This window comes from Chitinophaga filiformis, assembly GCF_900102545.1.
GTDB classification, from domain to species: Bacteria; Bacteroidota; Bacteroidia; order Chitinophagales; family Chitinophagaceae; genus Chitinophaga; species Chitinophaga filiformis.
This window is the reverse complement of record NZ_FNBN01000016.1, coordinates 80,292-94,856: the sequence shown is the minus strand read 5'-3', so window position 1 is coordinate 94,856 and position 14,565 is coordinate 80,292. Positions and strand designations below refer to the sequence as shown.

Below are 14,565 nucleotides of genomic sequence, written 5' to 3'. Positions count from 1 at the left end.
ATCAGCTCCGTTAGGAGCGTCAGTGTTTGTAGCGCGGGGTGATAACCCCGGGGGGCATAACGGGGGTGATAACCCGGTGCATAACGGGGTGACAACCCTGGGGATTTGCGAGGTGACAACCCGGGATTTGTTGGTGACAACCCCCGGGACAGATATGCGATTTGTGCGAATAAATGAATGACACGTTGATTGAAATTCCCGTTTAAATGAAACAATTCATCATATACATACTAGCATTTACATGCTTCGCCTGCCGGTCACGAAAAGAGGTTTATATGTTTACCTCATTCCACGAGCCTGGTAAAGATGGGCTGCATTTCCTCTATAGCTACGATGGTTATAAATGGGATAGTCTGCCCGGTAGTTTTCTAACTCCGGTGGTGGGTAAGGATAAGATCATGCGGGACCCCAGTATTGCGAAAGGGCCTGATGGTGTATTTCATCTTGTGTGGACAACCAGCTGGAAAGGTGATAAGGGATTTGGATATACTTACTCAAGTGATCTGCAACACTGGAAACCGCAACAGTTTATTCCTGTGATGGAAAATGAGCCTGCTACTGCAAATGTCTGGGCGCCGGAGTTGTATTATGATGAAGATGAAAAACAGTTTATTATCATCTGGGCATCCTGTATACCTGGCCGTTTTGAGAAAGGGATTGAAGAAGAAACTAATAATCACAGAATGTATTATACGGTTACCAAAGACTTTAAATCATTCTCTCCTGCGAAGCTATTTCTTGATCCTGGCTTTAGTGTGATAGATGCTACAATTGTGAAGACAGGCATGCAGGAGTATACACTCGTATTGAAAGATAATACAAGAAATGAACGTGATCTGAAAGTCGCTTTTGCAAAACATCCTTTAGGGCCTTATAGCAATCCTTCTGCTGCTTTTACCGGTAAGCTGACTGAAGGCCCTACTGTTTTAAATAATGGTAAAGAGTGGCTGATCTATTATGATGATTATGGTAATAAGAAGTATGGTGCTGTAAGTACAACAGACTTTCACCATTTCAAAGACATCACAGGACAGATCAGCGTGCCTGTCGGACATAAACATGGAACTGTGTTTAAAGCCCGCAGGAAAATATTGAATCAGATCAAATGAAGGAGATGAGGAACGTCGCAACGATATGCATGTTGAGTTTACTGTTAGGCACTGCTGCTAAGGCACAGGAGAGTATCCGTTATACAGGTAAGACATTGGTGAATGTAGACTATCATCATGGACAATTGCGTCCCGCGATGGGAGTGCATAGTATCCAGATCATGCGTGCCAACAGGGAACACCCGGAGTTGGGAGATAGTATGGGATGGACTTATAATCATGCGCCGATGCTGGCGTATTGGAATAAGCGCTTTTATGTGGAATACCTGAGTGACGAAAAAAGTGAGAGTGTTCCTCCGGGGCAGACGTTATTACTTTCTTCTGCGGATGGCCATAACTGGGAAATGCCGGTATTGCTGTTTCCACCTTATAAGGTGCCGGACGGTACTGTAAAGGAAGGCCATCCGGGTGTGGCGAAGAACCTGATGGCTGTAATGCATCAGCGCATGGGATTCTATGTATCGAAGAGCAATAAGCTGCTGGCTTTAGGTTATTATGGCATTTGCCTGGATGCAAAAGATGATCCGAATGATGGAAATGGAATAGGTCGTGTGGTGAGAGAAATATTACATGATGGAAAGTTTGGACCTATCTATTTTATCAGGTATAATAAAAAGTGGAACAAGGATAATACGTCGTATCCATTTTATACTACCAGCAAGGACAAGGCTTTTGTAGCAGCCTGTAATGAACTGTTGGCTACTCCGCTGATGATGCAGCAATGGAATGAAGAGGCAGACAGGGATGATCCCCTGATCCCTATACATAAAGAATACAAGGCTTTCTGTTATTATCATTTGCCGGATGGACGGGTAGTAGGTTTGTGGAAGAACGCATTAACAAGCATGAGTAAGGATGAAGGACGTACATGGGGGACAGTAGCGCGTGCTCCGGGATTTGTGAACAGCAATGCCAAGATCTGGGGACAACGCACTACCGATGGACGCTATGCAACGGTGTACAATCCTTCTGAATATCGCTGGCCGCTGGCACTGTCTGTAAGCCAGGATGGAATAGATTATACCAACCTGTTGTTGGTGAACGGGGAGATCACTCCGATGCGTTATGGTGGTAACTATAAGTCATACGGGCCGCAGTATGTACGTGGGATTGAAGAAGGAAATGGTACACCATCTGATAGCAATCTGTGGGTGACTTACAGCATGAATAAAGAAGATATCTGGGTATCTATGATACCGGTGCCTGTTATGGATAAAGCGCCCGCTCATGTGGCTGATGTGTTTCCGGATATGAAACCCGCTGATGCATTGAAGAACTGGAATGTCTATAGTCCGCGTTGGGCGCCGGTAGGAGTATCATCTGCGGCGAATGGAGAACAACAGCTCGTGATGGAAGATAAAGACCCTTTTGATTATGGGAAGGCTGAAAGATTATTTCCTGCATCTTCAAAGCTGATAGTGGCATTTACAGTGAAAGCAGCGCAGAATGATCATGGCTGTTTGCATGTAGAATTACAGGATGGAAAAGGTACGCCTGGATTAAGGTTGGTGTTTGATGCGGATAGTGTGTTTAAAGCAAAGGCAGGCGCCAGGTTTAAGAACTTCATGAAATATGCACCGGATAGTGTGTATAACGTACGCCTTACTATCAATACTGCAAATCGTTTCTACACCATTAATGTAAATGGTAAGGACGTGTTGACCAGTTTGATGTTTGCGCCTGTGGATAAACTGGAAAGAATTGTATTCCGTACAGGAGAACCGCGACATTTCCCGGATGCAGATACACCTGCAGATCAGGATTATGATCTGAAACAGGCGGGAGAACACGAACCGCGTACGGCGAAATTTTATATAAGATCCCTCAAAACAGCTGAATTATAATGCGTGCCCTGGTTTATATATTGTTGACGATTGGTATTACTCAGGCAACATTAGCCAATACTCATAAGAGCAAGACCCTTGTTGCGCCTTTTGCTGCCCGGGTATCTTTGCAGTATCTCCGTTGTGAGATGCTTGTTAATCCGGAGGGCATTGATGCTATCCGTCCCCGTCTTAGCTGGGAGATAACAGGTACTGGTCGTAATATCATGCAGATTGCCTACCAGATCCTGGTGGCATCTGGTCCTGAGAAGCTGGCTGCCAATCAGGCGGATCTTTGGAATTCAGGAAAGATCATCTCCCGGAATAGTATTCATATTCCTTATAGTGGTAAGGCATTGCAAAGTCGTCAGCAATGCTATTGGAAAGTGAAGGTGTGGACAAGTGCCGGTGAGTCTGAGTGGAGCAATGTCAGTTCATGGAGTATGGGCCTGCTGAACAAGTCTGACTGGAAAGCCCGGTGGATAGGTGCAGATACCAGCTTCGCCTGGGATAGTGCACATACTAAGTTTTCTCGGTTATCTGCACGTTATTACCGTAAGCCGTTTACAGTTAAACAACCTGTTAAGCGGGCTACTGTCTATATAGCCGGCCCTGGTTCTTATGAGTTGTATGTAAACGGAAAACGTACAGGCACCGCGGTGTTATCACAATCGCCGACAGATTTCCGCAAGACAGTGAAGTATAACACATACGATGTGACGGATGCTTTGCAGCAGGGTGAAAATGTACTTGGTGCTGTATTAGGTAATGGTCGCTTCTTTACAATGCGACAGGCTTATAAACCACAGAAGATCACCACATTCGGTTATCCCCGTTTACTGTTGCAGCTGGAAGTAGTGTATGCAGATGGAAAGCGTGACATCATCACCAGTGATGCTTCCTGGAAGCTGACTGCCGATGGGCCTATCAGAACCAATAATGAATATGACGGAGAAGAATATGATGCAAACAAAGAAATGCCGGGATGGAATGCTACTGGTTTTAATGATAAGAACTGGCAACAGGTAGCACTAGTGACTGCACCGGCAGGTGTCTTACAGGCACAGATGAATGAGCCGATGCGCATCGTTGATAGGTTGCATCCCTTGTCTGTTAAAGAGAAACAACCAGGCGTATACATTGTGGATATGGGACAGAATATGGTGGGCTGGTTGCAGATAAAGGTAAAGGGGAAGAAAGGGCAACGGGTGGTCATGCGATTTGCAGAGACGCTGAAAGCCGATGGTAGTCTTTATACTGATAATTTGCGTGATGCAAAAGTAACAGATATCTATACGTTGAAGGGAGAGGGTGAGGAGGCCTGGGCGCCTGCTTTTGTATATCATGGATTCCAATATGCAGAGATCAGTGGTTATCCGGGAAAGCTGGAGAAGAGCGACCTCGAAGGGCAGGTGATCAGCGATGATCTGGCGCATACCGGTACATTTGCAACATCAGATCCAACTATCAATAGTATTTATAAAAATGCTTACTGGGGTATCCTGGGTAATTATAAGGGAATGCCTTTGGATTGTCCGCAGCGCAATGAGCGTATGCCCTGGTTAGGCGATCGTGCGACAGGCGCTTATGGAGAAAGCTTCCTGTTTGATAATGCGAAGTTATATGCCAAATGGCTGGATGATATTGAACAGTCGCAAACCAAAGAAGGCGCTATTCCTGATGTAGCGCCTGCTTACTGGAACTATTACTCCGATAATATGACCTGGCCAGGTACCTACCTGATGATCGCCAATACACTTTATGATCAGTATGGTGATCTGCAGCCTGTTGCCAGACATTATTCATCCATGAAACAGTGGCTGCATTACATGAGAACGAAATACCTGAAGCAAGGTATTATGACGAAAGATAAGTATGGCGACTGGTGTGTACCACCTGAGTCAAAGCAGTTAATCCATACCAAAGATTCATCCCGTATTACAGATGGTGCCCTGATTGCAACAGCGTACTACTATCACTATCTGCATATGATGGCAAAGTTTGCCGGATTGTTACATCGGCCATCTGATGTGGCGATGTTTAAAACAACTGCAGATAGTATTAAGACTGCCTTTAATAATCGTTTCCTTCGTACAGATCATTATAGCAATAATACCGTAACAGCGAACCTGCTGCCGCTCTCATTTGATATGGTACCGGCTGGTGTGCGTGAACAGGTCTTCAAACATATCACAGACAGTACACTGTTGAAGTATGGTGGTCATATAAGTACCGGATTGATAGGTACACAATGGCTGATGCGCGGTCTTACACATAATGGCAGACCTGATATAGCCTACCAGATAGCGGCAGACAGAGATTATCCGGGGTGGGGATATATGGTGGAAAATGGCGCGACTACTATCTGGGAATTGTGGAATGGCAATACTGCCGCTCCTGCCATGAATTCACATAATCACGTCATGTTGCTGGGAGACCTGTTGGTATGGTTGTATGAAGATATTGCAGGAATAAAAAGCAGTGCGCCGGCTTATAGTGAATTGGAGATGAAGCCTGTGCTGGCTCCGGGGCTTGATAACGTGAATGCATCTTTCCATACGATGTACGGTGTGGTGCGTAGCAGTTGGAAAAAAGACATCAATAAATTCATTTGGAAAATAACAATCCCTGTAAATACTACTGCCTCCGTGTATATACCCGCCCGTGCTGCGACTGGTATACAGGAGGGTGGGCAGGCGGTTACGAACAGAAAAGATATCACCTTCCTGAGAATGGAAGGCGACCGGGCTGTATATCAGATCGGGTCAGGTGATTATGAGTTTGCAGCTGACCTGCAACAGCCCTGGAAGAAAGGTATCGTGGAAGATGAGTTCATCTTCGAATCAGCGCCTTTTCCCGAAAGTCATGCCGCTACAATTGCGGAAACGCCTAATGGGCTGATAACAGCATGGTTTGGCGGTACAAAGGAAAGAAACCCCGATGTGGGTATCTGGGTGAGTCGCAAGGTGGGCGATAAATGGACAACACCTGTGGAAGTGGCGAATGGGATAATGTCGGATACAGCACGCGTAGCCTGCTGGAACCCTGTATTATACCAGGTGCCGGGTGGTGGATTGCAACTATTCTATAAGACCGGGAAGAATGTAGGTTCATGGAAAGGCTGGATGAAAACATCTACTGATGGCGGACTGACATGGTCTGCTGCAAAGGGATTACCAGAAGGCTTCCTGGGGCCAGTAAAGAACAAACCTGTTTTGCTGGATAATGGTGAGTTGCTTTGTCCGTCGAGCACCGAAGGAAAAGGCTGGAAGGTACATTTTGAATGTACCACAGATACAGGCAAAACATGGACCATGCGCGGTCCAATCAACGATGGTAAAACATTCAATGTTATTCAGCCAAGTGTACTGAAATATGGCAAAGGCAGATTACAGATACTCTGCAGAAGTAAGGAAGGAGTGATTGTGCAGTCATGGTCGGAAGATAATGGTAAGACCTGGTCTCCACTCAGTGCTACTGCATTGCCTAACAATAACTCCGGCACAGATGCGGTAACACTGGCAGATGGCAGGCAGTTGCTGGTGTACAATCATGTGAAGACACCGGCCGGCAAATCAAAAGGTGCGCGTACGCCATTGAATGTGGCCGTATCTGATGATGGTATTCACTGGTTTGCTGCATTGGTGCTGGAAGGATCGCCGGTAAGCCAGTATTCTTATCCTTCCGTGATACAGACTGCAGACGGGTATGTGCATGTAGTATACACCTGGCGCAGGCAAAGGATCAGGCATGTGAAGATTGACCCGCATGCCCTCGAATTGAAACCTATAAATAACGAGCAATGGCCATGATGGAAAAAACAAACAGGCGTCGCTTCCTGGGCAACGTCGCTTTACTGGCAGGAGGATTACTACTCCCGGAAATAGTGTTGGCAGCCTTTAAAAAGGACCCGAGGTACCGGATAGCGGTATGTGACTGGATGATCCTGAAACGCCAGAAATTGGGCGCTTTTCAGCTTACAAAAGACATTGGGGCAGATGGCGTGGAAGTGGATATGGGAGGACTGGGTAACCGTCCGACGTTTGACAGTAAATTGTCTGATCCAGTGGTGCGCCAGCAGTTCCTCGATACTGCTAAATCATTCAATATAGCCATCAGCTCCATTGCTATGTCAGGCTTTTATGCACAGTCCTTTGCGGAAAGACCCGAAGCTGAAGTAGAAAGGATGGTACAGGATTGTATAGATACCATGGTGCAGATGAAGGTGAAGATCGCCTTCCTGCCATTGGGTGTGCAGGGCGACCTGGTAAAACGTCCGGAACTGCGACCCGCGATCGTACAGCGCTTAAAGACAATAGGTGCGAATGCTGAAAAGGCAGGTGTGATCATTGGAGTGGAAACAGCTTTGCCAGCAGCAGAAGAGGTGAAACTACTCGATGAAATAGGCTCTCCTGCTGTGAAGAGTTACTTTAATTTTTCCAATGCCCTGCAGGCTGGACGTGATCTGATTCAGGAACTAAAGACCCTGGGGGCTAAACGTATCTGTCAGATCCATTGTACAGATACAGATGGAGTCTGGTTACAGAATAACCCACGTATCAATATGAAAGAGGTAAAGCATACACTGGACAAGATGCACTGGAGCGGATGGTTAGTAATCGAGCGTTCCCGCGATGCGAATGATCCCAGGAATGTAAAGAAAAACTTCAGTGCGAATGCAGCTTATATGAAGTCGGTATTTCAGTGATGATGCGGCCGGTATTTGCTTTGCTGTCGGTATCCCACGGACCAGGTTTATCAGCCGGAAATGTCAATTGCCTTGTCAGCTGAGAAGATTTTTACAAAACAAATATTAGTCAACCTATAGATCCTTGTGTAGTTGTCCGTATGATTGCTATGAAACGATATTTCTTTCTGCTCATTTTTTGTATTTGTGTAAAAACTGGTATGGCCCAGGATCAATACCTGGACACCATATTCAGGCAACCGCCTGTATCGGCAAAGCCCTGGGTGTTCTGGTACTGGATGCATGCCAGCGTAAGCCGTGCCGGGATTACTGCTGATCTGGAAGCGATGAAGGAGGCAGGCATAGGAGGGGCATACCTGATGCCCATCAAGGGGAAAGCGAATCCGCCTTTTATCAATCCACCGGTAGAACAACTAAGTCCTGCCTGGTGGGATATGGTGCGCTTTGCGCATAGCGAAGCTGCCAGACTAGGTTTGCAGCTGGGAATGCATGTAAGCGATGGTTTCGCGTTGGCGGGAGGTCCCTGGATCACACCGGAACTATCTATGCAGAAAGTAGTGTGGACAACTACTACAGTGAAAGGGAATACTACATTTAATGATACGCTGCCTCAACCTGAGACGAACGAAAAATATTATAGAGACATTGCTGTACTGGCTTTCCCCTCTTTGCCGGCGAGTAATCAAACGCCAACAGTAACTACCAGTCAGCCAGGTGTCAATGCGCAGTTCCTCACTGTAGCGGGTAATAAGGAAAGCTTTCGCAGCCAGGATCCCTGCTGGATCCAGTATGCGTATGAACAGCCTTTCACCTGTTATGCAGTTACGGTGCGTACTAATGGCAATAATTACCAGGCACACCGGTTAAGTATTTCAATAAGCGATAATGGAGTTGATTTCAGACCTGTCGGCAAACTGAATGTGCCACGTCACGGCTGGCAGGATAAAGATGCGCCGGTTACACACGCGGTTACACCAGTGACGGCCCGCTTCTTCCGCTTTTCTTATGATAAGGAAGGATCAGAGCCCGGGGCGGAAGACCTGGACGCTGCTAAGTGGAAACAAAGTCTGAAGATAACAGGACTGCACCTTTCAGATCAGCCACGCATTCACCAGTTTGAAGGCAAGAGTGGCGCAGTGTGGCGCATCAGTCCTTACACAACAGCAAAACAGATCCCCGATAGAGATTGTATCCCCCTGGATAAAATAACAGACCTCACGGCACTGATAGATGCAAAAGGCAAACTGCACTGGAAAGCGCCTGCAGGTAACTGGACAGTCCTGCGCATAGGGCATACTTCTACAGGGTATACCAACGCTACTGGTGGAGCGGGCGCGGGATTGGAATGTGATAAATTCAATAGTGCGGCGGTCCGTAAGCAGTTTGATCATTGGTTTGGAGAAGCTATCCGCCAGATAGGGCCACAGCTGGCAGACAGTGTATTGAAGGTCTTTCATGTGGACAGTTGGGAATGCGGTAGTCAGAACTGGTCATCTCATTTCAGACGAGAGTTCAGCAAGCGCCGTGGCTATGACCTGCTGCGATATCTGCCGGCTATGGCAGGATATCCTGTACAGAATACACAAACAGCGGAGCATTTCCTACATGACGTAAGAACTACGATCACCGAACTGGTACAACAAAACTTTTACGATACACTGGCGGCATTGGCGCATGCACATAAATGTACGTTCACTGCAGAGAGTGTAGCGCCTGTGATGACAAGTGATGGCATGCAGCATTATCAGTCCGCCGACATCCCGATGGGAGAATTCTGGTTGCGCAGTCCTACGCACGATAAGCCCAATGATATGCTGGACGCTATTTCGGGTGCGCATATATATGGCAAACAGATCGTGCAGGCAGAGGCATTTACAGAACTGCGTATGCGCTGGGATGAACATCCCGGTATGCTGAAAGCATTGGCAGACCGCAACTATGCACTGGGGATTAATAAACTGGTGTATCATGTATTTGCGCATAATCTGTGGACTGATCAGCGTCCCGGTATGACGCTGGACGGCATAGGACTCTATTTTCAGCGTGACCAGACCTGGTGGAAACCAGGCAGGGCATGGGTGAGCTATGCACAGCGTTGTCAGGCTTTACTGCAACAGGGACGCCCTGTCGCGGATGTAGCAGTATTCACCGGAGAAGAACTGCCACGCAGGGCGGTATTACCTGAAAGATTGATAAGTGTATTGCCCGGCCTTTTCGGCGATAGCATGATCCAGGCGGAATCGCAGCGTATGGCCAACCGGGGAGGTCCTTTACGTGAAATGCCTGCAGGGGTGACCGCTTCTGCGAATATTACAGATCCTGCCACCTGGGTAGATGCGTTGCAGGGATACAACTATGATTCTTTTAACAAAGATGCCTTATTGAGGCTGGCAACGGTGAAGAACGGGAATATTATATTGCCGGGTGGCGCTGTCTACCGGATGCTGGTATTGCCCGGTGCGATGGCCATGTCACCTGAAGGAAATCTGTTATCCCGTGAGACGGTCTTTCATCTCAGAAGATTACTGCAGGCGGGAGCTACTATATTGGTGAACGGACCTGTCAGATCGCTGGAAGCGCCAGATAGCGTGATCACTTTAGGTAATAAAGGCGTGATACAAGGTCCATGGAAGTCGTCTTCATTTGATGCATTAGGTCTGGCGCCAGACCTTCTGGCGAAAGAGTTGTCAGGTAAGAGAGCCACTGCAATTGCCTGGACGCACCGCAGTTCCCCTAACTATGATATTTATTTTGTGTCTAATCAGGCGGAGATAGACCGTCTGGTAAATGTGTCTTTCCATGTAAGCGGCAGGCTGCCTGAATTGTGGGATCCTGTAACAGGCGAGCAGCGTATGGCCTTAGACTGGACATCGCAGGATGGACGTACTAATCTGCAATTGCAGTTGCCTGCTAATGGCAGCATTTTTATTGTGTTCCGGAGAGCAACGGGGGCTAAAGAGATGCACAAGGCTGTTAACTGGCCGGTGTTGGAAACCAAAGGCACATTAAATGGCCCATGGGAAGTGAAGTTTGATACGGCTGCTGGTGGTCCGGAAGTGCCGGTCATATTCAATGAACTGACTGACTGGGCGAAGCATCCTTCTCCACAGATCCGTTATTATTCAGGTACTGCCACATACAGGCAAAGTTTCGAATGGTCGTTGAATAAGCAGGATACCTTATCTCGTGTTTTCCTGGATCTGGGTCATGTAGCCAATATAGCAGAAGTGACTGTCAATGGTATCAACTGTGGTGTAGCATGGACATATCCTTACCGCGTGGATATCACGCCTGGTTTGCGGGAGGGAAAGAATGAGCTGTCGATCGCGGTGACAAATACATGGGCCAACCGCCTGATCGGGGATACTGCTTTGCCGGTAGCACAGCGTATTACACATACTACTGCTCCCCTGCGTTTGCAGCATGTGCCTTTACTGGAAGCAGGATTATTAGGGCCAGTACAATTGCAGCAGGAAAAGATCAGGACTATTGATCGGGTACCTACAACAGTAATGGGGAAGATCTACCATGAGATAAAAACGCCTTACAAGTACGGAATGGTAATGGTACCACCGAATGACAGTAAGAAATTGGATTGTCCCAGTATATTCCGTAAAGGCAAAAAATGGTACATGGTATATATCATGTATGATGGCCGCGGGTATGAAACATTGCTGGCGGAGAGTAAAGACCTGCTGCACTGGAAGACAAAAGGAAAGATGATGTCATTTGCTGATAGCACTACTTCGTGGGATGCGAATCAACGGGCAGGATATATTTCTCTGCAGGATTATGAGTGGGGTGGTAATTACAAATGGCAGTCGTTCAGGAAGAAACATTGGATGACTTATATCGGCGGCGCTCACACAGGATATGAGCAGGGGCTGTTATCTATCGGTATCGCCAATACCCGTAAAAAGACCACTAAGGCACATGAATGGTACCGCTTTGATAAGCCGGCCTTAATGGCAACGGACAGCAATGCGGGCTGGTGGGAGAATAATACCATTTACAAGAGCTCTGTCATATGGGATAAGACCAAAACTACCGGTTATCCTTTTGTGATGTACTACAATGCTAAAGGCGATAGCCTGCATCCTAAACGGGGAAAGGAACGTATCGGTATGGCGGTATCTGATGATATGGAACACTGGAAAAGGTATCTCGATCAGCCGGTACTGGATCATTATACCGGTATCACGGGAGATGCAGTGATACAACGCATGCATAATGTATGGGTGATGTTTTATTTCGGTGCATTCTGGAAGAACAGACCTACCGCCTTTAACCGCTTCGCCTGTTCTTATGATCTTGTACACTGGTCTGACTGGTATGGAGAAGACCTGATCAATTCAACGGAAGATTATGATGGTCGCTTTGCCCATAAATCTTTTGTTATTTCTCACAAGGGAGTGGTCTATCATTTCTACTGTGCGGTCGATAAGAATGATCAGCGCGGTATTGCAGTAGCCACTTCCAGAGACCTTGGTAAAAGCACACTTACTTTCAAGAAAGATAAATGATGATGAGCCGTTTGCTGATAGTATTATTCGCCTGTTTATTCTTTTGTACATCGCTCACTGCGCAGCGTGTACAGCTGTTTGACGATAACTGGCTTTTCTGGCGGGGCGCCGCACAGGGGGCAGAAGATACTTTATTCAATGATACTGACTGGCGTAAGGTATCACTGCCACATGACTGGAGCATTGAAGACTTGCCCGGAACTGTTTCTCCCTTTAATAAGGGTGCGCTCAGTCAGGTGAGTGGAGGTTTTACCACCGGAGGTAGTGGCTGGTACCGCAAGCATTTTGTTATGCCGGCTGCGCAACACGGAAAACGTATCATCATTCAGTTCGATGGTGTGTATATGAATGCGCAGCTCTGGATCAATGGAAAGAAACTGGGCAAGCATCCATATGGTTATACGTCTTTCTGGTATGATGTTACGCAGCATGTGAGATTTGGTAAGGAGAATGTGCTGGTGGTGAAAGTAAGGAATGAAGGAGAGAACAGTCGCTGGTATGCAGGCTCGGGTATCTATCGGCATGTGTGGTTGAAAGCGCTGGAGCCGGTGCATGTAGCGCAATGGGGTACTTATATCACTACACCGTTGGTGAACAACAATGCAGCAACCGTGAATGTCAATACGACATTACAGAATGAAACAGGCACAGCCCTCACTGCTATCGTAATCACACGCTTGTCAGATGCGAAGGGAAAAGTAATAGCAGAACACAAGGGGCAGCAACTGATATCAGCAGGGAAAGATACTGTACTACAACAGACCATTACAGTAAAATCTCCGGCGCTTTGGTCTGTGGAGACGCCTGTATTGTACAAGGCCATCACTCAGGTATATGTAGACGATCAATTGAAAGATAGCATTACTACTCCTTTTGGTATCCGCACAATTGCCGTGGATGCACAAAGGGGCTTTCAGCTGAATGGTAAGACTATCAAACTGAAAGGAGGCTGTGTGCATCATGATAACGGTCCATTGGGCGCAAAGGCATACGACAGGGCAGAAGAGCGTAAGGTGGCGCTGTTAAAAGCCAGTGGGTATAATGCGATCCGCTGTTCACATAACCCGCCTTCTCCGGCGTTCCTGGATGCCTGCGACCGTCTCGGTATGCTGGTGATAGATGAAGCCTTTGATACCTGGGAGGATGGCAAGAATCCGGAAGACTATCACCTGTACTTTGATGACTGGTGGAAGCGTGATGTAGAAAGCATGGTGTATCGCGACCGTAATCATCCGTCCATCATTATGTGGAGCACAGGGAATGAAATCCCTCATCGTGAGAAGCCGGAAGTAGCAAAAGTGGCACGTATGCTAAGCGATTATATCCGTAGTATAGATACAACACGTTTCATCACCTGCGGCGTGAATGGCATTGCGCCAGATAAGGATGTATTCTTATCAACACTGGATATAGCAGGTTATAACTATGCTCGTAATCAATATGTGAAAGATCATGAACGTGTTCCGCAGCGTGTGATGATGGCTACAGAGTCTTTTGCTATAGAAGCCTATGACTACTGGATGCAGGTAGCAGATCATCCCTGGGTGATCGGTGACTTTGTCTGGACGGCCTTTGATTATATCGGTGAGGCCAGTATCGGATGGCTGGGATATATGCAGCATCAGGGCTTTTATCCCTGGAACCTTGCCTACTGTGGCGATATTGATATCTGTGGATGGAAACGTCCGCAATCATATTATCGTGATGTACTCTGGAAAACTGATCAGCTATCACTCTTTGTTAGACCACCTAAGCCTTCTTTTGATACAAATACACATAAGGTAGATTGGAGTCACTGGGAGTGGTATGACGCCCGCGATAGCTGGAATTGGGAAGGGTATGAAGGTAAGCCACTGGAAGTGTCTGTATACACCTCTTATGAAGAAGCGGAGCTGTTGCTGAACGGTGTTTCTTTAGGCCGCAAAAAAGCAGGTAGGGAGAACCGTTTTATGGCGGTATGGCAGGTGCCTTATTCGCCGGGGAAACTAGCAGCCATTGGATATAATGGCAAACAAAAATCCCCTGCTGCTATACTCGCCACGGCAGGAAAAGCCGCACAGGTCAAACTAACAGCAGACAGGCAACAAATCAATGCTGATGGTCAGGACCTGAGTTATGTAACTGTTGAATTAACCGATGCAGATGGCAACAGGTTGCCTGATGCGGAAGATCTGGTAAAGTTTGAGCTCACTGGTCCTGGCGCTATTGCTGGTGTGGGCAATGCCAATCCAATGAGCGTAGAAAGTTATCAGCTACCACAGCGTAAGGCCTGGAGAGGCAGATGCCTGGCAATTATTAAGGCAGATAAGTCTGCAGGCAATATCATACTACAGGCTACAGTAGCTGGTTTGTCACCGGCTCGACTAACCATTACTTCGACATCCGCGCACAAAGAATGATAA

At 47.1% G+C, this 14,565-nt stretch carries 6 protein-coding genes; all 6 read left to right on the top strand.

Annotated elements, in window-relative coordinates; all coding sequences use genetic code 11:
- Positions 1 to 275 precede the first annotated feature (275 nt).
- A complete protein-coding gene (locus tag BLR32_RS33310) occupies positions 276 to 1,109 on the top strand; it encodes a glycoside hydrolase family 43 protein (RefSeq protein WP_245705592.1) in 834 nt (277 codons plus the stop codon).
- 5 nt (positions 1,110 to 1,114) lie between these two features.
- On the top strand, positions 1,115 to 2,953 hold the full coding sequence (locus tag BLR32_RS33305; protein ID WP_245705591.1) for an exo-alpha-sialidase: 1,839 nt from the start codon (positions 1,115 to 1,117) through the stop codon (positions 2,951 to 2,953).
- Entirely contained in the window at positions 2,953 to 6,744 is a 3,792-nt protein-coding gene (locus tag BLR32_RS33300; RefSeq protein WP_089838962.1) for a family 78 glycoside hydrolase catalytic domain, read from the top strand. Before BLR32_RS33305 ends, BLR32_RS33300 begins: the two co-directional genes overlap by 1 nt.
- Positions 6,735 to 7,640 (top strand): sugar phosphate isomerase/epimerase family protein, encoded by a 906-nt coding sequence (locus tag BLR32_RS33295; RefSeq protein WP_089838960.1) that lies wholly within the window; start codon positions 6,735 to 6,737, stop codon positions 7,638 to 7,640. Before BLR32_RS33300 ends, BLR32_RS33295 begins: the two co-directional genes overlap by 10 nt.
- 200 nt (positions 7,641 to 7,840) lie before the next feature.
- A complete protein-coding gene (locus tag BLR32_RS33290) occupies positions 7,841 to 12,163 on the top strand; it encodes a glycosyl hydrolase (RefSeq protein ID WP_245705590.1) in 4,323 nt (1,440 codons plus the stop codon).
- Positions 12,160 to 14,562, top strand: a complete 2,403-nt coding sequence (locus tag BLR32_RS33285) for a glycoside hydrolase family 2 TIM barrel-domain containing protein (protein ID WP_245705589.1) — start codon at positions 12,160 to 12,162, stop codon at positions 14,560 to 14,562. Before BLR32_RS33290 ends, BLR32_RS33285 begins: the two co-directional genes overlap by 4 nt.
- Positions 14,563 to 14,565 lie beyond the last annotated feature (3 nt).